This window comes from Ectothiorhodospiraceae bacterium BW-2 (genome assembly GCA_008375315.1).
In the GTDB taxonomy this organism is placed as follows: Bacteria; Pseudomonadota; Gammaproteobacteria; order Thiohalomonadales; family Thiohalomonadaceae; genus BW-2.
Map to the genome: position 1 here is coordinate 530,437 of CP032507.1, position 21,806 is coordinate 552,242.

A 21,806-nucleotide genomic window follows, 5' to 3' on the forward strand; every position below is an offset into this window, starting at 1 on the left:
AGCAAATTATTAAACAGAATCGTTCTGTTTTAAAAACCATTTCCAAGTTAAATCCATACCATCCTCTAACTTAAAAAATGGTTGAAAACCTAATACATTATGGGCCAAATCATAATTTGCAAAATTCCTCTCGACCTCACCTTTACGCTTAGTATTAAAATAAATAGGATGATTATTCACAGAAGCCACTTGACAAGCAATATCGGCTAACTCTTTAATCGTGACCTCTCTTCCGCTTGCCAAATGATAGGCGTTAAATTTAGGTTTTTTAGCCTCTAATCCAGCAATAATCCCACGACACAAATCTTCGACATAAAGAAAATCACGAGTAGCAGCCCCATCACCATAAATTTTAATCGGCTCATTATTCATAATAGCCTTAAAAAAAGCAGTTACCGCCCCTTTTTTATGCCAACTAATCGGCCCTACCACATTAGCAAATCGTAATGCTGTGATACTCATATCATAAGCATTTGCAAAAGCACAGCAATAACCTTCTCCAGCTAATTTGCTTGCCCCATAGGGTGAAATAGGACGAGGTACAGACTGTTCATTAACAGGCGGTGTCGCATTACCAATCAGAGCACCACCGGTAGAAGAAAAAATCACCTGATCCACACCCGCACTGCGTGCTGCATTAAGCACTTTAAATGTACCTACTGCATTAACTGAAAAGTTCTCTTCTGGCGCATCAACTGATTCAACAACAGAACCATACGCTGCTAAGTGAATGATAGCGTCTTGGCCTTGTGCAGCCTTCAATACCGCATCTTCATCACGAATATCGGCATCAACAATAGCGTAAGCCGTATGATCATCCAAATAATCACGACTACCACGAGAGAAGTTATCCAAAATAGTAATATCATGCCCTTTGTTACGCAACATCGGCACCAAGTTAGCTCCAATAAAGCCGCATCCACCTGTTACCAAAATATTAGCCATTACTGATCCCCACTCACAACACTATACCCCATCCCATGTCCACTATCTTGTTTATCCTTCACATCTAGCTTCCCAAACGATTTTTGACTCTCACTCTCTTTCTGTTCACTAGATGTCCAATACGACTTACACAAAATTTTTGATCGGTCACAACGATTAGCATATTTTTCGGCAATCTGTTTCACCTCAAGCAGCAATCCATCTTCCAGAGTCGTCGGCTCTAGCCCCAACTCAAGAAAACAACGATTTTCAACATGGAGCTCATTTTCGGCATCCTCTTTACGAGGGTTAGGCAAATAGGCAACCTCTGCTCCTGTTAACCGAGCAACCAACTCAGCTAACTCTCTCACCCGGTGCGTTTCAGTCATTTGGTTAAAGATCATTACCTTTTCATTACGCTGTGGAGGATTATTGAGTGCTATCTCAATACATTTTACCGTATCACGAATATGGATAAAGGCACGAGTTTGCCCCCCGGTTCCATGAACCGTTAGCGGATGACCGATAGCTGCCTGCATTAAAAAACGGTTTAAAACTGTCCCATAATCACCATCATAATCAAACCGATTAATTAGGCGCTCATCTAATAGTGTCTCATCGGTATGTGTACCCCAGACAATCCCCTGATGCAAATCAGTAATCCGAATACCATCATTTTTGTTATAAAAGGCAAAACAGAGTGCATCTTGGGTCTTAGTCATATGGTAAACACTACCCGGATTGGCTGGATAGAGGATCTCCTGTTCAATCGTTTCACCTGACTCAGTCACAACCTGAACTTTTAGATACCCTTCCGGAATTTTCATACCGGCTGTACCATAACCATACACACCCATAGTGCCTAAATGAACCAAGTGGATATCTCGTCCGGAATCAACAATAGCACATAACACATTATTGGTTGCGTTTAAGTTATTATCTACCGTATAGCGTTTGCCTTTTGAGCCTTTCATAGAATAGGGCGCTGCACGCTGCTCGGCAAAGTGAATAATCGCATCGACCTCTTCATTGCAGATCAAATCCAATAGTCTTTGATACTGTTTAGAAACATCAATATTGTGAAATACAATCTCTTTACCCGTTTGTTCACTCCATGCCTCTAAACGACTAGACATATGAGCAATTGGAGTTAGCGATTCTACTTCTAATTCTAAGTCAATTTTTCTACGCGACAGATTATCGACAATAATGACATCATGACCAATTTTTGAAAGATGAAGCGCAGTTGGCCAACCACAAAATCCATCGCCACCAAGAACTAAAATTTTCATTTATTTACGACCCGTCTTTAATTAATCAAAACTAGTATAACAATATTCCAAAAGTAGAGCTCTACACTGTAGGCAATCCAAGTTGCCCAAAAGATGCTTAACTCCGCCCTGATTACACTCATAACTAAAATGTGATAAAAGCTTAGCCGATGGTTTTATAGAGACCACAAAACCATACAGCTTTTGATTTGAAGTAGAGCTATTTACAAAAAAGCCTGCATCGTTAACTTGCTTAATCCAATCAATTCATTCAAACCCAACTCACGCTGAACAACTTGCCGAATCACTGCTACTGCATCCTGATTTTTTTCATACCGTCCACCTGGAAAATCAAGTGTCAAGCAAGCAACTCCAGGTCGGTATTGTTTCTTTGGCAACACAAAGCATCCATTGTGTAATGTAACCGCAATAACAGAATCGGCTGACTCAGTACGCCAGTAATCAATCTCTGATTGATCCTGTTTTTGATAGGTTTCACCAACAAGAGTAAGCCATGGTGATTCCACTTTCACTAATTGTTTAATTAGCTTCCACACAACCAGTTACCGTATCTTTCACTTATGCTATTAGCCTCATATCTCCTCAATCTCTCACCTATTTCCTCAAAATAGACCGCATGCTGCCGCATATAGTCACTAATCTTTTCCACAGGAGAAGAGAACGGATCTTGCCGCTGCTTAAACTGCTGCGTCACCTGTGCTACCGACTCATCAAACATCGCTAACGATGCAACAGGAAGAGAAGATCGAAATTTAGCAGCCAAAGAGGCAATATAGTGAGGAATCGCCTCATAATGCACTACTTGAGCCGAAACAGATTCTACCGCTTGAGACTTACACCACTTCTGTAAAAAACCAGCGATATAGCAACTCTTAGCCTCTAACCAACTCACCAACTGCGACTCATCAGGCGGTATAAAATGATCATTCAGCAACTGATAGGCCGGTTTCAATATTTCCTTTTCATGCGAAAGCCATATTTTATTAATACTGATACCATTTTGAGCCAACACATCCTTATAACCAGCCAACTGCTCCAACACAAACCATGAAGTTAGAATATAGAGCGGATCACGCACCAGCACCAAACGCCGTACATAGTGATTCGTCTCATAATCGGGATCGGATAGCGCAAAATCATGAGACTTAAGCAGACGAATCCGCAGCGACTGCTGCTCCTGAGCATACGTTGCAAATCCACTTAAGGCACACGGCATCTGCTGGCAACAGCCTGCCTCCTGATACCACTCACAAAAAGAGAAGTGCTCACCAAATAACCGAGCTAGCGTATTTTTTAAATAGTGTAACCCTGAACGCGGTAACGACTTAGAATCAATTAACAGAAACGGTAATGTACCAACCGGATAACGCTGCGCCAAATCATGATAAAACTGCTGCATAGCCCCCACCGGACGCAACTCAGGAACCGGCATCGGTTGAAGGGGCTTTTCTTTTAAACGGAGGTATGCACTATCCGGCTCGACCTCACCCTGCTTGCCCAAACGCAGACCCAAGCGACTTAACTCCTGATGCGCTCGGCTGATTACCAACGACGATGCGGTACTATTAAATGTACCAACCGTAACAGAACTCTGAAAGTGTTGCAGTGCCTGCTGCTGATGCAAACCTAAAGCCGCCGCCCGCCCCAAACTATTATAAGTCCCACCAACCAACACCCGCCCAATAAGCCCCTTCTCAGCCCCCCAACTCTTAGCCACCCGAATATACTGCCGGGCCAACACTGACTCCCCCTGCTGCAACTGCCCCGCAGCGGCCAGCAACGCCAACTTAGCCCGCTCCGGATGATTTTCAACCTGCTCTAACGACAGCGCAGCTAAAGCCGGCCAATCCCCACTCTGCCACTGCTGCTGAGTCGTCGTCATTAAAGCCGTATCATACAATAACGGTGCAGCGTTAGCCTCGCTTACCGCCTCATAAGACGAAGGAGGCAGATTAATCACCCGCTCCACCTCAGTTTTAACTAAAGGTGCAGCCAGCCGCTTTTTCGACTTAGCCTTAACCGACTTCAGCGCTTTACTCTTTTTCAGCGCCTTGTCTGCTTTGCGTTTTTTGCCACTTTTTGCCATAACCCTAGATTAATCAATAAATTATTATTCACACGGCTACCGCACGGACTGACGCGACGACCCATAACACAAATCAATAGCGTAAATCCGGTAAACAGCGTAAACCGCTAATCTAATCTCAAACAACGGGCTCATAGTAACGCAATAATAGGCAGGACTCAACCTAAAAAGCTATTTTTAACTCGCTTATACCGCAAGATAAAGTAGGCTTTTTAGGGGGGAGCCGCAATTGACTGTTATTACTTAAATAGTCGTCACCTACTACTCAGTTCGACAACGGCTAAATTCTATCTCGTTAAGAGAAGATAAAGCAACACCCACCTCAACCTCCCTACAAAATCAGCCCAACGAAAACCGATATAACGAAACGGCAACGGAGCACTATGGGTCAACAGACTCTCATAGGCCGCCTTCGCTGTCGCCGCCAGCTCTTGCCACTGCTGCGGATAGGCGATTACGGAACCGTTACACTGTAACTAAACCGCTCTGCATCCACTAATCCAAGCGCAGCAATCAACGCCTCCATTCCTGTTAACTTGATTTCTGATTCAGATAACATACCAATTCTTCATAGTTGATAACGCATTGGGTATGAAATTAGATTCTCTTACCACGCAGATAGAGTGTATCGGGCGAGAGGTCAATATCATCATTCCAGACCACCACACCGTGTTCAACATGAACTTGTTGAAAAATGTCTGGATTTTGTAATGGCCGGAATGCCGGATAATCAAAATAGCGACTTAAATCAAACAATCTTCTCTCCCCATCGGCAAACAAAGCTTCTATTTTTGTGTTATCAATAACATGCACTTGAGTCACATCAGGTGTCATTTTTTATTCCTCTACTGCAGTGGCGAAATTTTAAACGGAGTCTGGCCGCGACTAGCCAGCTGCCAATCCTCTATTAACTCTTGCTGGTGTATCTCTATCCAAGCTTCTATGAGCTTCATCTGTTTACATGATAACTCACCTTCCAGCAGCTCTCCATCAGGAATTTTAAGTGTAATTCAGTCCATTCAAACAGTGCTTTTAGTGCCCTGCGAGGAAAAGTACCGCGTACCACACCGGTTTCGATTTCAATTGACACCCCATATTCGCCGTATCGGGCATGAAAGTGGGGTAATGGATGGGGTCTGCCCAGCTCATGTAGATAATAATTCCTAAAAATCCCGATATCTCAGGCATTTTTTTCGGCGCAATCCCGTTATAAATCCAGAAGATAACGCCATACAGCTATTGAGCACAAATTACTCATGCGCCACAAACCAGCGATAAGCATCCGCTAACCCCTCCTCCAACTCAATCTGCGCCCGCCAACCTAACCTCGCTAACCGGCTCACATCGAGCAGCTTCCTCGGCGCACCATCCGGTTTACTGCTATCAAACTCAATCACCCCGTTAAACCCGACCACTTTAGCAACCGTCTGCGCTAACTCAGCAATGGTACAATCCTTACCACTACCAACATTAATATGGGAGTTCATCGGCTGCGTCTGCTGCTGATAGATAGCGCTATCGAGCTCCATCACAAAAATACTCGCCGCTGCCATATCATCCACATGCAAAAACTCCCGCATCGGCTTACCACTACCCCATACCGTGACAGTCGGTTGCTGCGCCACTTTCGCCGCATGAAACCGGCGTAGCAGTGCCGGAATTACATGGCTATTTTCAGGATGGTAGTTATCGCCGGGGCCATAAAGATTAGTCGGCATCACACTACGATAGTCGCGCCCATACTGGCGGTTATAGCTCTCGCATAGCTTAATCCCGGCGATTTTAGCGATAGCATAGGGCTCATTAGTCGGCTCTAGCGTACTGGTCAGCAGCGCACTCTCCTGCATCGGCTGGGGAATATCACGCGGATAGATGCAGGAAGAGCCGAGAAACAGCAGCTTATTAATACCGTTTTGGTGCGCGGCATGAATCAGATTCGCCTCTATCATCAAATTTTGGTAGATAAACTCCGCCGGATAGCTGTTATTGGCGTGAATCCCGCCTACTTTAGCGGCGGCGATGTAGATCTGATCCGGCTGCTCACGAGCAATAAACTCACTCACCTGCTGTTGATTGGTTAAATCGAGCTCAGCATGGGTGCGGGTCAGCAGCTCAACCCCTTCGCGCTGCTGTAGCTGGCGGGCGATGGCAGAGCCAACCATACCACGGTGACCGGCGATGTAGATGCGTTGTGTCATGCTACTCTCCTATTTCTGATAACGCTCTATTGACAACTAGTGGCGACAACAACCTTTGCCAATAGAATAATCGGTGAAGCATTTACTACCCAAATATGGCTACTCGTCATCGTAGATTTCATTCAGTATTTCATCCTCGTCGATCTGAATAGCCGCTACTTTGCGTCGGCGTAGCTCATCAATAAATTGATACCGGGTTAAACCTGCCATCTCTGCTGCCCGCTCTTGTGAAATACGCCGCTCCGCATACCACTCAACTGCCGCAGCAATTCGCATCTCTTTAAATAGCTCTACCGGCGCAAGGCGTAAAGTATGAAAAGCTTGTTCAGGAAGCTCTATGGTATAGGTTGCCACAACTACTTCTCCGTCGCGATAGTCACATCATAACCGTGGCGCTGCAAAAAGGCGTGCTGTTTAGCCTGCTTTAAATCTTCCGCCACCATCTCATGACACATCTGCTCGACACTAATCTCCGGCTCCCAGCCTAACTTCTGTTTCGCTTTAGCCGGATTACCGAGCAGCGTCTCCACCTCGGTCGGGCGAAAATAGCGCGGGTCGATCGCAATCACCACATCACCGACCTTTAGTGCCGGGGCATCATCACCCTCTATCGACGCGACAATCCCCTTCTCATCCACTCCTTCACCCTCAAACCGTAGTGTCATACCTAACTCAGCCGCACTCCACTCAATAAACTGGCGTACACTATGCTGTCTGCCGGTGGCAATCACAAAATCTTCGGCCTGATCCTGCTGCAACATCAGCCACTGCATCCGCACATAATCTTTAGCGTGACCCCAGTCGCGCAGCGCATTAAGGTTACCCATATAGAGACACTGCTCCAGCCCCTGGGCAATGTTGGCTAAACCACGGGTAATTTTACGGGTGACAAAGGTTTCTCCACGGCGCGGCGACTCATGGTTAAACAGAATCCCGTTGCAGGCATACATGTTATACGCCTCGCGGTAGTTAACCGTAATCCAGTAGCTATAGAGCTTGGCCGCCGCATAGGGGCTGCGGGGGTAGAACGGCGTGGTTTCAGTCTGAGGCGTCTCCTGCACCAGACCATAGAGCTCAGAGGTACTGGCCTGATAGAAGCGGCTCTTCTGCTCTAAACCTAAAATGCGAATCGCCTCCAGCAGCCGCAGGGTACCCATGCCGACCACATCGGCGGTATATTCGGGTGACTCAAAGCTCACGGCGACATGCGACTGGGCTGCTAGGTTATAGATTTCATCCGGCTGCACCTGCTGCAGAATCCGTACTAAATTGGAGCTATCGCTTAAATCGCCATAGTGGAGTATCAAGTGCTGGTGGTTGGTGTGTGGATCTTCATAGATATGATCAATGCGCTGGGTATTAAATGAGGAGGCGCGGCGCTTTATACCGTGAACCTCATACCCTTTAGCTAACAAAAACTCCGCTAAATAGGAACCATCCTGGCCAGTAATGCCGGTAATTAGGGCTTTTTTCATCTGTGTCACTATCCTGATTAAAATTGAACAACTATTTCTTTAGTATAGACCAAACTGACGCCAAAGCGATAAGCGATAAGCGATAAGCGATAAGCGATAAGCGATAAGCGATAAGCGATAAGCGATAAGCGATAAGCTTAACAAATCGGCACGCCCAAGGTCAAAACAAAAACGACCTAAGCTATTTTATTGATAATCGGGCTAAAATTTAGCAATCACCTCATCGGACTAAGACATTGGCACAAAAAAGAGCATAGCTGCCTCGAATCGGACTGCAGCTGATGGTGATAGAAACCGACAGCACCGGCAGCAAGCCGTTCAGCTAACACAGGGTCGGCTCTCAGCCGCTGCACCGCAGTGGCGATATGACTCGCATCTGCAATATCGAGTACCAGCGCCTGCTCCCCGTCAGCCACCACTAAACCGAGATTACTACGCGGCAATATCACCGGACGCCCCATAGCAAAATATTCGGGCAGTTTACTCGGTAAACGCTGGTCATTAAAAGCCCCCGCCCTCCCCGGCTGCACTAAAATATCGGCTGCGGCTAAAATATCTGGCAACTGCTGCCGCGATACCCACCCTAAGTGATGAATCCGCGCCGCAGTGAGCGGATCCAGAGTTGCAGCCCTCGCCTGCGCCTCACGATCTAACCCGGTGCGTAGCAGATGAGTCGGGCAGCCGTTGCGGTTCAGCTGGTCAACCGCCTGATAGAGCTGGTTAATCTCATCCCGGTTAGCCCGGTTCAGGTTACCACAATAGACCAGAACGCAGTGCGCCTCAGCAATCCCCATCGCTTGACGCAAGGCATGATTACGCGGGCGAGGATAGAACAGCTGCGTATCCACCGGCGCCCCCACCACCAGTGCCGGTTTTTGCGCGACATTAAAGGCGTCCAATGTATTAATCACCAGCGTCACCGCCTCAGCCTGACGCAAAAAGGTCGCCCCGTGGCGGGGGTGGTAGCGGTTAGAGGGGATCTGTTGATCCAACTCAGCCGTAGTGCACTGCTCCAGCTCTGACCAGGGACGACCAAGCGTCACCTCTGTCAGATAGGGCTCGTTATCCTCTAAATGGATCACTAAGGCGGCATGGTGGCGCTGTCGCAGCGCCTCAGCACAGCGACGCACTGCCTCACGCGGGGTCCAAGCATAGATAATATCGGGGCCACGACCATCGGCAAACAGCGCCGCAGCCGGCAGACGCTGCGCCATGGTATAGCTGATTTGACGCAGTTTATGCGGTGGCGTGGTGCTGCGGTTGTGGTGATCGGGCACCGCACAGAGCGAGTGAACCCCATATTGCCGCAAAGCCTGCGCATGCAGCTGAATATGGTAGCCGCTGTTACTCTCTAACGGACCGTGAAGCACAAACAGCAGATTGAGCCGGGATGATGGCTGCGGACGATAGCCGCTGTCCGGATCGGCGGCCTGCTGATACTGCTCAGCTATTTGCTGGGTATAGTCGTCCCATCGCAGCTTAAAGTAGTGGTGGTTGCGCTCCCTGCGCTCACGGGTTAGCGCTAAATCGCGGTTGCGGGTGGTTGACTCCTGATGCTGCAGGCTGAGTGTGGTGATGCAGTAGCTGGTTTTGTCCAAATCGCGCTGCAGCCGCAGACAGAGGTCGATATCCTCTAAGCCATAGTCATAAACTGGGCTAAAGCCGCCAATCTGCGCAAAGTCGGCCCGGCGACATAGCAAAAAAGCGCCGGTTACCGCCTGCTGTAGGTTGCTCTGTTGATGCGGTAACAGCGGCGGAGCGCTATCCGGCTGCTGCTCTGGCAGGTGATCACACCGAATCTGCTGCGGCTGGTAGTAGCCCCGCTCAGGGTGCCAGACAAACTCAATCCCCAGATGTTGTACGGTGGCAGCCTGCCCCGACGGCAAACTTTCGGTCGGATCGTCCAGCCGGATACCGACCGCGCCGATAAAAGCGTCACCCAATTTAGCGAACGCCGCTGGCAGCGCATCGGCACTATAGATAATATCGTTATTTAAAAAGAGCAGATAGGGGTAACGCGCAGCCGCTGCGGCAAAGTTACACGACTCACTAAAGCGGTAGTTGCGACCGCGCTGTAGCAGCCGTATCTGACTCTGCGGATAGCGCTGCTGATAACGCGCTACCACTGCTAAGGTTGGGTCATCAGGGTTATTAAGCCGGCCATGGTCTACAATAATCCACTCCAGCGGCTGATAGCTGTTGATCGCAAAAAAGCTCTCAAACAGCCGCTCTAACAGCTCAGCACCATCGAGTGTTAGGGTGATAAGAGTAATCCCGCTATCGCTATCGGCTAGTTGTTGCAAATGCGACAGTGGCAGCGGATAGAACAGCGGCAGCGCCTGCCACTGCGCCGCCACAGGACTATAACCGGCCGGTTGGGTGCGCTTAAGACACTGTTGTAACCGGTTACGGTTAACCTCAAAGCTCAGTTCGCGCTCAAACAGCGGGTGGCGCTGCGGCGGGCCGGCTGCATCCAACGCCTGCTGTAGCGCTGCCGCTAGTTGATCCAAACCGGCCAGAAACAGACCCGGCTGTAGCGCCCAATCGAGCAGCGCAGGGAGCGGTGCCGTCACCACATTAACCCCCATCGCCAGCGCATCGGTCAATTTTGCCGGGGTCTGGTAGCGGCTAATGGCTGAATCGGGGTTCTGCCACATCACACAGAGATCAGCCATCGCAACCACATCGGGTGCTGCCGCAAACGGCTGATCGCTAAAGCAGCGAATATCGACTCCGTTAACGGCTAGTAGCTCTTGTTTTAACCCATGATCCCGAAAATTACCCACCACCACCAATACCGTATCGGCTCGGTTAAGGCTCGCTAATGCTTGCGCCGTTTCGACTAACCCTTTATGACGGCGCGGTGTGCCGAAAAAGAGCACCACTTTTTTATCCGCCGCAAGCTTAAACCGCTGCCGGCTCTGCGCCCGGCGCTCTATCGAGGGGTTAAACTGCGCTTCATCACGCGCATGAGCAATGATGCTGCCACCAAACTGTGACTGCAGCACACTATTACAGACGGTGATGCCATCAAATAGATCAACCGCCCCTACTGCTAACTGGGTCCACTGCTTCCCCGCTAACTCAGTCAGCAGCGGTATCGCCCCCTGCTGCATCAGCTCGTTTAACGACAGTGGTTCACTCGCTTTAACAATCGCTAACTCGCTATCGTCAATATCGATTAAGACTCTAGCCCCCCATATCGCACGATAGAGCAGTGCTAGCAGCAGATTAGCCGCCCGGGGTTTAGAAAAATGGACAACATCATAAGGGTGCGCCGCCACAAGCTGCAGCGCCTGTTGGACAAACTGCGCCTCATCCTCTACCACCAGGGTGTGGTGCGGGATATCGGTATCGCGAATAGGAGCCCAGAGCTGCTCGCCCCAGTGCGGAAAGTGGCAGCCGATAAGCTCTACCGGGGTAAAACAGCGGTAGAGCTGCGCTAACATATAGGCTCGACCCGCTGCATTATGAGATAATTCCCAGCCGCAGACCGCTACAGACAGCGTATCGCAGCCATCGCGCAGCCAACGATAGCGCTGCCGCGCCTGCTTGAAATTATCAGCCACAATCGAACCGAGTGAGGGGTTATCGACCACCGCCTGAATATAGTGCTGCACCGCTGCGGCATAATCTCGCGCCCGAAAGGCTTGGTTGCCTAAAAAATAAAAGGGGTCAGAGCCCAATTAAAACCCCACATCCAAAACACCCTTATCCATCTGCCCCCGATTCACCATCACCGTCTTAACCAACAAGAAAAATAAAAGGGGTCAGAAACTTACGGTCGGTCTCTTTAGACTGCTCTGCCACTTCACGCAGAATTTTCCATACCTCTTCAGGGCCAACCGGTTTACCATTTAACTCACTCATATCGTCATCTCTCTTAAAAAATAATGGCCATCACTCTAACTCAAAACTTTGCCCAATAGAACATCGACTAATAGCTGTTCCAGTCGCGTCGGATTAGCGCAGCCTAACCCGACACCCTACCGCCACACCAGCCGTCGTGTACCAATACTCACCATCGCAAACGATTTTAATTTCCACTCTACCGCAGGAAAAAGCTTTTCTAATTTCGGCTGATACGAGGCTAACTGCCCTTCTGCGTCATCTAACAGCTTTTTTACCGGTTTCAGTTCAGCCAGCTGCTCCCGACTCATCTCACTCAGCTGTTCCGCGCTCAATTGGAGCTCTTTCAGTGCCAGATATTTCAGCTCAAATAGCAGATCATACAGCGGTGCCTGGCGCTTATCGGGGCGAATTTCAAATAGCAGGTCACTATAGCCGCCGCCCAATGAGAGCTCCGAACGCGGCAGATAGTAGAGATCATTGGTCAGCAGCAGCAGTAGCGTGGTTTTGAGTGTAAACTCATTACTCCAGCGCATATCGCGATTATCAAGCACACTATAAAAACGCTGTTCGATAAATTCAGCTAGCGGCTCAAATTTGGCCTCGGTATAGAGCAGCTCCGCCACCGCCTGTTGGCGGTTATTATCTTCATAGCCATTGAGCAGCTGCTGCTGAATTCGATCGATATAGAGCGAGCGCACCACCTGATTAGGGATAGTCACCTTTAGCTTTCCGATTGGTGAGACATCCTGAATCGTTAAGACCCCAAAATAGACCAGTAGTGAGATAATAAAACTGGCATCAGGTGGATCGTTTAGCATCGCTTTAACCCCAAAATTTTGTGCCAGCTTGGCTACCCATAGCGACTGCTGCGGATTGAGCGCTGCTTCAATCACCTCCGCGCCATGGGGTAACGCGGCAATATAGCGCAGCCGGTTTTTATCCATCGCTAAATTGTCATCTAACAGCTCATTAGGGTAGCGACACAGCTGCTGCCACTCATCCCAAAAGTAGAGGCAGAGCGTCGGGTTATAGAGTCGGGTGGTATCATCACCACTAAAGCGGTAGCCGTTATAGAAGTTCTGCATCAACGACATCGCCTCATCTGCCGCACCCTCGGGTAGCTCGCACTCTCGCGCTATTTGGCGATTAAGTTGCATCACCTCTTCAGCGGTAAAACCGCAGAGTTTGGCAAAGTGTGGCCGCTGACTGATGTTTTTCGCTACATTGTAGCCGCTGGTGATATCGCTCATCACCACCGGTGAGACACCGGTGATAAACACCCGCTCTAAGCCTAGGCCATCGGTCGCTGCTTTGACCGCTTTAAAGACGGTTTTAATCACCCCTTCACCTTTAACCAGTTCGTTATAGCGCTTTCTGCCATGCTCACGACTGGTTAACACCTCGTTAGCAAAGTTGTCGTATTCGTCTATCAGCAGGTAGAGCGGATATCCTGCATGGTGGCATCGACTAACCAGCCGCTCAAAAGAGCGCAAAGCATCCCCTTCATCAATCAGCTCCGCTGCGCTAATTGCTTGAGGCCACCACGATTGATAGCGAAGTAACGCATCACGAATGCTATTATTGATATGGCCATACAGCCCCTGTTTAATCTGCTCGTGGTCGCCATTTGAGTTAATGGTGGAGAAGTTCCACTTCAACATAAAGTAGCGGTTACGGTTCGGGGTCGGGTTTTGCCCTATGGCTAAATCGCCAAACAGAGGCTCAAACTGATCCGCTGCAGCGATGTCGTAGTAGCTCTCTAGCAGCGTTAGCCACAGCGTTTTACCAAAACGGCGCGGGCGTAGAAACAGCAGCTGCCGTCCTGCCGCCTCTAATTCGTGCAGCAGGTCGGTACGATCAAAATAGAGTCCACCCTCCTCTCTGAGGGTTTTAAAGTGACCCAAACCATATGAGATATTTACCATGTGCAATCCTTAATTTACTCGTTACCACGCAGGAGCGTGGAAACGAGAATAAACGAGAATAACCCGACAACTTAGCGCCACACCAACCGCCGGATACCAAGACTCACCACCGCAAACGACTTTAATTTCCACTCCACCGCCGGAAAGAGCTGCTCTAATGTCGGCTGATACGAGGCCAACTGCCGCTCTGCGTCATCTAACAGCTTTTTTACCGGTTTCAACTCAGCTAACTGCTCCCGACTCATATTAGATAGCTGCTCTGCACTCAATTGGAGATCTTTCAGTGACAGATATTTCAGTTCAAATAGCAGATCATACAGCGGTGCCTGACGCTTATCGGGGCGAATCTCAAATAGCAGGTCACTATAGCCGCCGCCTAAGGATAACTCTGAGCGCGGCAGGTAGTAGAGATCATTGGTCAGCAGCAGCAGTAGCGTGGTTTTAAGCGTCAGCTCATTACTCCAGCGCCTATCGCGATTATCGAGCACGCTATAAAAACGCTGTTCGATAAATTCAGCTAGCGGCTCAAATTCGGCCTCGGTATAGAGCTGTTTCGCTACCGCCTGCTGGCGGTTATTATCCTCATAGCCATTTAACAGCTGCTGCTGAATTCGGTCGATATAGAGCGAGCGCACCACCTGATTCGGAATCGTCACCGTTAACTCGCCTAACAGATTCACCGATTCAATCGTTAATACGCCAAAATAGACCAGTAGCGAGATGATAAAACTGGCATCAGCCGGATCGTTTAACATCGCCGCTACGCCAAAGTCCTGCGCTAACTTCGCGACCTGTAGTGGCTGCTGCGGATTAAGCGCCGCCTCAATCACCTCTGTGCCATGCGGTAGTGCGGCGATATAGCGTAGCCGGTTTTTATCCATCGCTAAATTGTCATCTAACAGCTCATCAGGGTAGCGACAGCGCCGCTGCCAATGTTTCAAAAAGTAGAGGGTGAGGGTCGGGTTATAGAGCCGCTGCGTCTCTTCACGGCAGAAGCGGTAGCCGTTATAGAAGTTTCGCATCATCGCTAACGCTTCATCTGCTGTGCTATCGGTTAGCTGGCACTGCTCGGCAATTTGGTGACACACCGGTTGCAGCTCCTCAGTGGTTAAGCCGCACAGAGCATGAAATTCGGGCCAGTGGCTAATATTTTCGGCCACATTGTAGCCGCTGGTGATATCGCTCATTACGACTGGCGAGACGCCGGTAATAAAGACTCGCTCTAAGCCGAGGCCATCAGTTGCCGCTTTGACTGCTTTAAATACGGTTTTGATAACGCCTTCCCCCTCAACCAGCTCATTATAACGCTGCCGTCCCTGTTCACGACTGGTGAGCACCTCATTCGCAAAGTTATCGTACTCATCAATCAGCAGGTAGAGCGGATACCCCGCATGACGGCATCGGCTAACCAGCCGTTCAAAAGAGCGCAACGCATCCGCTTCATCAATCAGCTCCGTTGCACTAATCGCTTGAGGCCACCACGGTTGATAGCGAAGTAACATATCGCGAATACTATTATTGATATGGCCATACAGTCCCTGTTTAATCTGCTCGTGGTCGCCACTTGGGTTAATGGTGGAGAAGTTCCACTTCAGCATAAAATAGCGGTTACGGTTCGGAGTCGGGTTTTGCCCTATGGCTAAATCACCAAACAGCGGCTCAAATTGATCCGCTGCAGCGATGTCGTAGTAGCTCTCTAGCAGCGTTAGCCATAGCGTTTTGCCAAAACGGCGCGGGCGTAAAAACAGCAACTGCCGTCCTGCCGCCTCTAATTGGTGCAGCAGGTCGGTACGATCAAAATAGAGTCCCCCCTCCTCTCTGAGGGTTTTAAAGTGACCCAAACCATATGAGATATTTACCATGTGCGATCCTTAATTTGTAGACCTACTCCAAATAAGCGCCAATATCGATTCCCACGGTGACCGTGGAAACCAGAAAATAAGCTTAATGAAACAACCGACTCTTCTGTATTCCCACGCGGGAGCGTAGGAACGAGAATTCATCGTAGGTCGGGTTAGCGCAGCGTAACCCGACACCCTAGCGCCACACCAACCGCCGGATACCAAGACTCACCACCGCAAACGATTTTATCTTCCACGCCACCGCCGGAAAGAGCTGCTCCAATGTCGGCTGATAGGTGGCCAACTGCCGCTCTGCGTCATCTAACAGCTTTTTTACCGGTTTCAACTCAGCTAACTGCTCCCGACTCATATTAGATAGCTGCTCCGCACTCAATTGGAGATCTTTCAGTGACAGATATTTCAGTTCAAATAGCAGATCATACAGCGGTGCCTGACGCTTATCGGGGCGAATCTCAAATAGCAGGTCACTATAGCCGCCGCCTAAGGATAACTCTGAGCGCGGCAGATAGTAGAGATCATTGGTCAGCAGCAGCAGTAGCGTGGTTTTGAGCGTCAGCTCATTACTCCAGCGCATATCGCGATTATCGAGCACGCTATAAAAACGCTGTTCAATAAAGTCAGCTAGCGGCTCAAATTCGGCCTCGGTATAGAGCAGCTCCGCCACCGCCTGTTGGCGGTTATTATCTTCATAGCCATTGAGCAGCTGCTGCTGAATTCGGTCGATATAGAGCGAGCGCACTACCTGATTCGGAATCGCCACCTCCAGCTTCCCAAGTGGCGAGACATCCTGAATCGTTAAGACCCCAAAATAAACCAGTAGTGAGATAATAAAACTGGCATCAGGCGGATCGTTTAGCATCGCTTTAACCCCAAAATTTTGTGCCAGCTTGGCTACCCATAGCGACTGCTGCGGATTAAGCGCCGCCTCAATCACCTCCGCACCATGGGGTAGTGCGGCAATATAGCGTAGCCGGTTTTTATCCATCGCTAAATTGTCATCTAACAGCTCATCAGGGTAGCGACAGCGCCGCTGCCAATGTTTCAAAAAGTAGAGGGTGAGGGTCGGGTTATAGAGCCGCTGCGTCTCTTCACGGCAGAAGCGGTAGCCGTTATAGAAGTTTCGCATCATCGCTAACGCTTCATCTGCTGTGCTATCGGTTAGCTGGCACTGCTCGGCAATTTGGTGACACACCGGTTGCAGCTCCTCAGTGGTTAAGCCGCACAGAGCATGAAATTCGGGCCAGTGGCTAATATTTTCGGCCACATTGTAGCCGCTGGTGATATCGCTCATTACGACTGGCGAGACGCCGGTGATAAAGACTCGCTCTAAGCCTAGGCCATCGGTCGCCGCTTTGACCGCTTTAAATACCGTTTTAATCACCCCCTCGCCGCCGACTAGCTCATCGTAGCTCTGCCGTCCCTGTTCACGGCGGGTGAGCACTTCATTGGCAAAGTTGTCATACTCATCAATCAGCAGGTAGAGCGGAGTATCATACGCCGCCAACTCACCCAATAAATTTTCAAAGCTATGTATCCCATCTTGCGGGTCAATTTGAACCGGCCGGTTCAGCCATTGACGATATCTGTTGCAAAAGCGCTCAATTGAGCTATTCAGATGGTTATGCAAAGAGCGGCTAATATGGGCTAAATCGCCACTTGGATCGATGACCGAAAAGTTCCACTTTAAAATAAAGTAGCGGTTACGGTTCGGGGTCGGGTTTTGCCCTATGGCTAAATCGCCAAACAGGGGCTCAAATCGATCCGCTGCAGCGATGTCGTAGTAGCTCTCTAATAGCGTTAGCCATAGCGTTTTGCCAAAACGGCGCGGGCGTAGAAACAGAATCTGTTCGCCAACGGCTTCAAGTGCGTGCAGCAGTTCGGTGCGATCAAAGTAGAGCTGGCCATCAGTTCTTAACCGCTTAAAATCGCCTTTGCCATACGGAATATTTACCATGTTTGCTCCTTACTCAAATAAAAGGGGTCAGAACCCAATTAAAAACCCACATCCAAAACACCCCTATCCATCTGCTCCCAATTCACCATCACCGTCTTAACCAACAACGGCGAAACCTGATAATCCTCAGCCAACCGCTCCAACACATCATCCTCATCCCCTCCGGTTGATCTCTCCCGAACCGCCACATACGGACAGAGCAACTCCTGCGCACAGGCGCGTTGAATCTTCTGCCGTATCGTCTTAGCCCCTGTTAACGGCCACTATGTAAGGGTAACTTTTTTCGTCATCGTAGATTTCATTCAGTATCTCATCCTCTTCGATCTGAATAGCCGCTACTTTGCGTCGGCGTAGCTCATCAATAAATTGATACCGGGTTAAACCTGCCATCTCTGCTGCCCGCTCTTGTGAAATACGCTGCTCCGCATACCACTCAACTGCCGCAGCAATTCGCATCTCTTTAAATAGCTCTACCGGCGCAAGGCGTAAAGTATGAAAAGCCTGCTCAGGAAGTTCTATCGTATAGGTTGCCAAAACTACTTCTCCGTCGCAATAGTCACATCGTAACCGTGGCGCTGTAAAAAGGCGTGCTGCTTAGCCTGCTTTAAATCTTCTGCCACCCTCTCATGACACATCTGCTCTACGCTAATCTCCGGCTCCCAGCCTAACTTCTGCTTCGCTTTAGCCGGGTACCGAGCAGAGTCAGCCGCACTCCACTCAATAAACTGGCGCACACGCCGGTGATTAGGGCTTTTTTCATATTATTACTATCCTGTCACTCATCGGTTATAGCTGTTTAGCTAGGTAGGTAGTACCCAACAAGGCGATTTATCGAATCAGACCGCAGGATAACGCAATCATAGCTCAAGCTCAAGCTCAAGCCTAAAATCGAGAATAATACCCGCTTTTTCAAATTATATCGTAAGACGCGATAAGCTTTATGGGTAATAAAAAACAGCTCATTAACTGGCGTTACACCTAGCAGCACTCACTGCCGCTGATGGCGCAGCTCCGGAAGCTGTCAAGTAATTTGAGACCAGTTGTTAAAAAAATAAAGCTCTAAATCTAGCCGGTGATTGCCACTGCCCTCACCGGCAAATTTCGCCTATGTTGAGTCATGACGCAACAAGGAGCGAACATGACCCTCATGGCCCTTTGCCGCAAGAGCCAAGCCCTTCAGCAAGGGGGAGCTGCAAGGCGAACTGCAACCCCTAATCTAGGAACCTCCCTCCTGCACCGCGTTACCCACAGCCCGCCCCCCTACGATAATAAGGGGGTCTCCGGGGGGCGGGCTATGGATAACGCTCTGTCATTCAGCCACCACAACCGGCTAAAGCCATCGACGATAGACCCACTAGCGGCACCGTCACTCATCTCTCCTTCGCTCTATTCAGGGTTGGATAGTTGACCTCCAGCGACCCCACCCCCTCCTCCGGTAGAGCGGGGTTAATCCATACCTCAGTAGGGGGTTGCTTAACCTTGGGCTCACCATGAATAAAGCGTTTCGGATGCTGCTGATAGGCCTGCTTCAGCGCCTGTTCACGCTGCTCGCTAACCTCCTTGTAACGACCGGTAAATACCTGCTCTGGAGTGAACCACGCAATCCCTCGATGGTGGTGGTGGAAACAGTACCAGTCAACATAGTCACTAAACCATATTCTGGCATGGTCAACTCCTGTAAATCGTTGAGGATAATCGGGTTGTTGCTTGAGTGTTTTAAATTGACTCTCGCTAAACGGATTGTCGTTACTGACTCGTGGACGGCTGTGGGAGCAGGTGATCCCCAGTTCGGCCATCAAGTCGAGATAGCCTCTGGCGGTCATCGGCACACCTCTATCCTGATGCAGTGTTAAGCCACTGAGCGCGACCCGATAGCGAGCCGCTGCGTCACTGATTAACAGCTTGGAGAGCTCACTATTCTCCTTCCTTGAGACCATCCAAGCCACAATAAAACGGCTGTAGAGATCCATCACCACATAGAGATTCAAGAAGTTACCCTGCTCTGTGGTGGGAAGCTTAGTGATATCCCATGTCCAAACCTCATTCGGGCGGGTCGCCCGTAATCGGGGGATAGCGTGTGATTTGGCCGGTTTTTGAGCTCGCCGCTCTCCCGTCTGTTGATTAGCACGAAGGATCCGATACATCGTACTGATTGAACAGTAATATTTCCCTTCATCCAGCAGGCTAGCATAGATCTCTGCCGGAGGTTGGTCATAGAATCGTTCGCTGTTCAAAAGCCCCAGAACGGCTTGCCTCTCTGCCTCACTCAGCGCATTGGCTGCGACGGGTCTTGGAAGGCTCGCTCGGGGGGAGACAACCGGAGCCTGTCGGCGGTAGTAGCCTGCACGCGAGAGCGCTAGGCTATCGCAAGCGGCTCTTATGCTCACCGAACTGGGGCACTCTTTTTCAACTAATCTCATAAGCTTATCTCTGTGTTCATCTGCTCCAATAAGCTGAAGGCTTTTTTTTGGAGCGCAATCACCCCTTCGGTCTGCTGTAACCGTTGGCTAAGACGCTGAATTTCCTTCTTTAAACGCTCTATCTCCTTATCTCGCTTGTCTAGGCTCGGTTTGCGACCACTCTGTTTCCCTTTCAGGCCAGCCTGCCCCTGTGCTTGCAGTTGTCGGCGCCATTTGGTCAGATGGGAGCTGTAGATCTGCTCTTTGCGCAGCAGCTCGCCTAGCTGACCCGGCTCCTTGCACTGCTCTGCTTCTGCTAGGATCCGAAGCTTCTCTTCCTCACTAAATTTGCGGTAGGAGCGCTTCTCTTCATCGGGGTCGGTAACCTCGTTGGAGGGTAAAACGGTAGTATCTTTGGGCATCGTGTATCTCCTCTGTTGCCCCCCTGATTCTACATTCATTTCTCATCAGGGGTGGTCTCAGGGTATCTTGACACTCAGGGGTTGCGTGCGATGACGGCAAATTGTCACATTTTACCGCAGGGAGATACCCTCTGTTTTTCTCCTTTCCGTCCCAGACTGCTAGCAAGTGACTTGAAAAAGAACCTCTTTGTCAGAACGGGTCATTTCGGCAGTAGTGCCCTTTGATTTTGTGGGTCGTTACACTACCATCTTATCTGCTCCTAAAAACCTAAGCAAAGTTGCTCATGGCGGTTTTTGGTAATTCGCTCTCCGTTGATAACACCCGTGCGGGCGAGCAACTGGAGTCCTGGTTGAGCAGTCCCAACCGGATGGCCGGTCAACACCGGCAACATGGGCAGTTTCAGCCATCGAAACCCAGCTTGCGCCATAAAAATTGCCTCGACGTTCATCCTGAACAGAGAACAACCTTGCGATTCGACTTCGACTCTAACCATGGCACGCAAAACCTTCGCGCTTGTAGATAACCTATCTACGGTGGAAAATTCTAATGACAAATAAATAAAAAATCAAGAACTGTTTTTTGCTCCTATCCCCACAAACGGTTAAACAGCCATACGCTACCAAACAGCAGCGGCTGATGTAGCATATAGATCAATAACGAATGCCGGCCGATTACGCTTAACCCCTCTCCTGCTCTACCTACTTGGTTTAGCGAATATTGATGCCCGCCCCAAGCGGCAAAAGCGATCCCCATTAAAACAAATCCGAGCCACGGAAACGGGGGGATATAGTCCATCGCGGCATGCGGTAGCTTCCACCACGGCAGAGACCAACCTAACCCCCAGTCACCTATAACTAACCCCGCTCCCAGCACCAACGCCAGACGCGGCCAGCGCACAAACGGCAGAGCCAATACCGAGCAGAGTGCAATGCTATGTAGTGTGCCGAAATAGACCCATTGTTCACGAAAGGCGTACCAAGTCACTATCGAAATTAGCAGCGCATTAGCGCTAATCAGTAGCAGCCGATAGTTATAAGCCCGCCAACGGATCGCTCTATGGTGCGCCAGCCACAGGCCGATACCGACGGTAAACATAAACAGCATCACAATAAAGCGCGGCAGCAGGTACCAAAAGGTATCGTGCTGAAAATCGATAGTCAGATAACCAAACAGGGTTAAATCGTAACAGAGATGGAACAGCGCCATCAAAACAATGGCCAAGCCACGTAGCTGATCGGGTAATAGATATCTCACTTTAGCCGCTGAATCGTGATAGAGTGATGAATTTAAAGTCTGCATTTATCGATTATACCCACTGTTAACCCTAAATGGATCATATATGGCTCTGACAACGCATCAACTACGACTTAATCTGCAAAGCGCGGCGACGCTAAAAACGGGTGATAGCGTCAATGC

19 protein-coding genes and 1 pseudogene are annotated in these 21,806 nt (G+C 49.6%); all 20 read right to left on the minus strand.

Translation table 11 applies throughout. From position 1 onward, the window contains the following. Positions 1-9 precede the first annotated feature (9 nt). Positions 10-945: an NAD-dependent epimerase/dehydratase family protein gene (locus D5085_02430; protein ID QEP42092.1), complete on the minus strand. Its 936-nt coding sequence runs from the start codon at positions 943-945 to the stop codon at positions 10-12. Beyond that, on the minus strand, positions 945-2,216 hold the full coding sequence (locus tag D5085_02435; protein ID QEP42093.1) for an NAD-dependent epimerase/dehydratase family protein: 1,272 nt from the start codon (positions 2,214-2,216) through the stop codon (positions 945-947). Before D5085_02435 ends, D5085_02430 begins: the two co-directional genes overlap by 1 nt. Before the next feature lie 203 nt (positions 2,217-2,419). Then, positions 2,420-2,752: a hypothetical protein gene (locus D5085_02440; protein ID QEP42094.1), complete on the minus strand. Its 333-nt coding sequence runs from the start codon at positions 2,750-2,752 to the stop codon at positions 2,420-2,422. Next, positions 2,740-4,302, minus strand: coding sequence for a hypothetical protein (locus D5085_02445; GenBank protein ID QEP42095.1), 1,563 nt, complete (start codon positions 4,300-4,302; stop codon positions 2,740-2,742). The genes D5085_02440 and D5085_02445 overlap by 13 nt, the downstream gene beginning before the upstream one ends. A gap of 597 nt (positions 4,303-4,899) precedes the next feature. After that, entirely contained in the window at positions 4,900-5,136 is a 237-nt protein-coding gene (locus D5085_02450) for a DUF2442 domain-containing protein (GenBank protein ID QEP42096.1), read from the minus strand. An 11-nt stretch (positions 5,137-5,147) separates the two neighbouring features. Next, positions 5,148-5,312 (minus strand): DUF4160 domain-containing protein, encoded by a 165-nt coding sequence (locus D5085_02455; GenBank protein ID QEP42097.1) that lies wholly within the window; start codon positions 5,310-5,312, stop codon positions 5,148-5,150. Then, positions 5,252-5,490: pseudogene (locus tag D5085_02460) on the minus strand (DUF4160 domain-containing protein). Before D5085_02460 ends, D5085_02455 begins: the two are co-directional and overlap by 61 nt. A 62-nt stretch (positions 5,491-5,552) precedes the next feature. Beyond that, a complete protein-coding gene (locus D5085_02465; protein ID QEP42098.1) occupies positions 5,553-6,500 on the minus strand; it encodes a GDP-L-fucose synthase in 948 nt (315 codons plus the stop codon). A gap of 99 nt (positions 6,501-6,599) precedes the next feature. Then, a complete protein-coding gene (locus D5085_02470; protein QEP42099.1) occupies positions 6,600-6,854 on the minus strand; it encodes a UPF0175 family protein in 255 nt (84 codons plus the stop codon). Positions 6,855-6,856: 2 nt separating this feature from the next. After that, positions 6,857-7,975 carry a GDP-mannose 4,6-dehydratase gene (gene gmd / locus D5085_02475; GenBank protein ID QEP42100.1) on the minus strand — a complete coding sequence of 373 codons (1,119 nt, stop codon included), beginning with the start codon at positions 7,973-7,975 and terminating at the stop codon, positions 6,857-6,859. A 215-nt stretch (positions 7,976-8,190) separates the two neighbouring features. Beyond that, entirely contained in the window at positions 8,191-11,661 is a 3,471-nt protein-coding gene (locus D5085_02480) for a glycosyltransferase (GenBank protein QEP42101.1), read from the minus strand. A 300-nt stretch (positions 11,662-11,961) separates the two neighbouring features. Next, complete coding sequence (locus D5085_02485; protein QEP42102.1) at positions 11,962-13,752, minus strand: AAA family ATPase; 1,791 nt, start codon at positions 13,750-13,752, stop codon at positions 11,962-11,964. Between the two features lie 71 nt (positions 13,753-13,823). Then, positions 13,824-15,614 carry an AAA family ATPase gene (locus D5085_02490; GenBank protein ID QEP42103.1) on the minus strand — a complete coding sequence of 597 codons (1,791 nt, stop codon included), beginning with the start codon at positions 15,612-15,614 and terminating at the stop codon, positions 13,824-13,826. 175 nt (positions 15,615-15,789) lie between these two features. Further along, positions 15,790-17,568, minus strand: a complete 1,779-nt coding sequence (locus D5085_02495; GenBank protein QEP42104.1) for an AAA family ATPase — start codon at positions 17,566-17,568, stop codon at positions 15,790-15,792. Positions 17,569-17,811: 243 nt separating this feature from the next. After that, positions 17,812-18,102, minus strand: coding sequence for a UPF0175 family protein (locus D5085_02500; GenBank protein ID QEP42105.1), 291 nt, complete (start codon positions 18,100-18,102; stop codon positions 17,812-17,814). Between the two features lie 2 nt (positions 18,103-18,104). Further along, a complete protein-coding gene (locus D5085_02505) occupies positions 18,105-18,302 on the minus strand; it encodes a hypothetical protein (GenBank protein QEP42106.1) in 198 nt (65 codons plus the stop codon). Between the two features lie 636 nt (positions 18,303-18,938). Beyond that, positions 18,939-19,988, minus strand: coding sequence for an IS3 family transposase (locus tag D5085_02510; GenBank protein QEP42107.1), 1,050 nt, complete (start codon positions 19,986-19,988; stop codon positions 18,939-18,941). Continuing rightward, positions 19,985-20,428: a hypothetical protein gene (locus D5085_02515; GenBank protein ID QEP42108.1), complete on the minus strand. Its 444-nt coding sequence runs from the start codon at positions 20,426-20,428 to the stop codon at positions 19,985-19,987. The genes D5085_02510 and D5085_02515 overlap by 4 nt, the downstream gene beginning before the upstream one ends. Positions 20,429-20,649: 221 nt before the next feature. Continuing rightward, complete coding sequence (locus D5085_02520; GenBank protein QEP45022.1) at positions 20,650-20,883, minus strand: hypothetical protein; 234 nt, start codon at positions 20,881-20,883, stop codon at positions 20,650-20,652. 92 nt (positions 20,884-20,975) lie between these two features. After that, entirely contained in the window at positions 20,976-21,689 is a 714-nt protein-coding gene (locus tag D5085_02525) for a DUF1624 domain-containing protein (GenBank protein ID QEP42109.1), read from the minus strand. Positions 21,690-21,806: the final 117 nt, after the last annotated feature.

Coding starts and splice junctions, on each gene's coding strand:
- D5085_02430 (QEP42092.1), bottom strand. CDS start 945: ATGGCTAATATTTTGGTAACAGGTGGATGCGGCTTTATTGGAGCTAAC.
- D5085_02435 (QEP42093.1), bottom strand. CDS start 2,216: ATGAAAATTTTAGTTCTTGGTGGCGATGGATTTTGTGGTTGGCCAACT.
- D5085_02445 (QEP42095.1), bottom strand. CDS start 4,302: ATGGCAAAAAGTGGCAAAAAACGCAAAGCAGACAAGGCGCTGAAAAAG.
- D5085_02450 (QEP42096.1), bottom strand. CDS start 5,136: ATGACACCTGATGTGACTCAAGTGCATGTTATTGATAACACAAAAATA.
- D5085_02465 (QEP42098.1), bottom strand. CDS start 6,500: ATGACACAACGCATCTACATCGCCGGTCACCGTGGTATGGTTGGCTCT.
- gmd (QEP42100.1), bottom strand. CDS start 7,975: ATGAAAAAAGCCCTAATTACCGGCATTACTGGCCAGGATGGTTCCTAT.
- D5085_02485 (QEP42102.1), bottom strand. CDS start 13,752: ATGGTAAATATCTCATATGGTTTGGGTCACTTTAAAACCCTCAGAGAG.
- D5085_02490 (QEP42103.1), bottom strand. CDS start 15,614: ATGGTAAATATCTCATATGGTTTGGGTCACTTTAAAACCCTCAGAGAG.
- D5085_02495 (QEP42104.1), bottom strand. CDS start 17,568: ATGGTAAATATTCCGTATGGCAAAGGCGATTTTAAGCGGTTAAGAACT.
- D5085_02510 (QEP42107.1), bottom strand. CDS start 19,988: ATGAGATTAGTTGAAAAAGAGTGCCCCAGTTCGGTGAGCATAAGAGCC.
- D5085_02515 (QEP42108.1), bottom strand. CDS start 20,428: ATGAATGTAGAATCAGGGGGGCAACAGAGGAGATACACGATGCCCAAA.
- D5085_02520 (QEP45022.1), bottom strand. CDS start 20,883: ATGGTTAGAGTCGAAGTCGAATCGCAAGGTTGTTCTCTGTTCAGGATG.
- D5085_02525 (QEP42109.1), bottom strand. CDS start 21,689: ATGCAGACTTTAAATTCATCACTCTATCACGATTCAGCGGCTAAAGTG.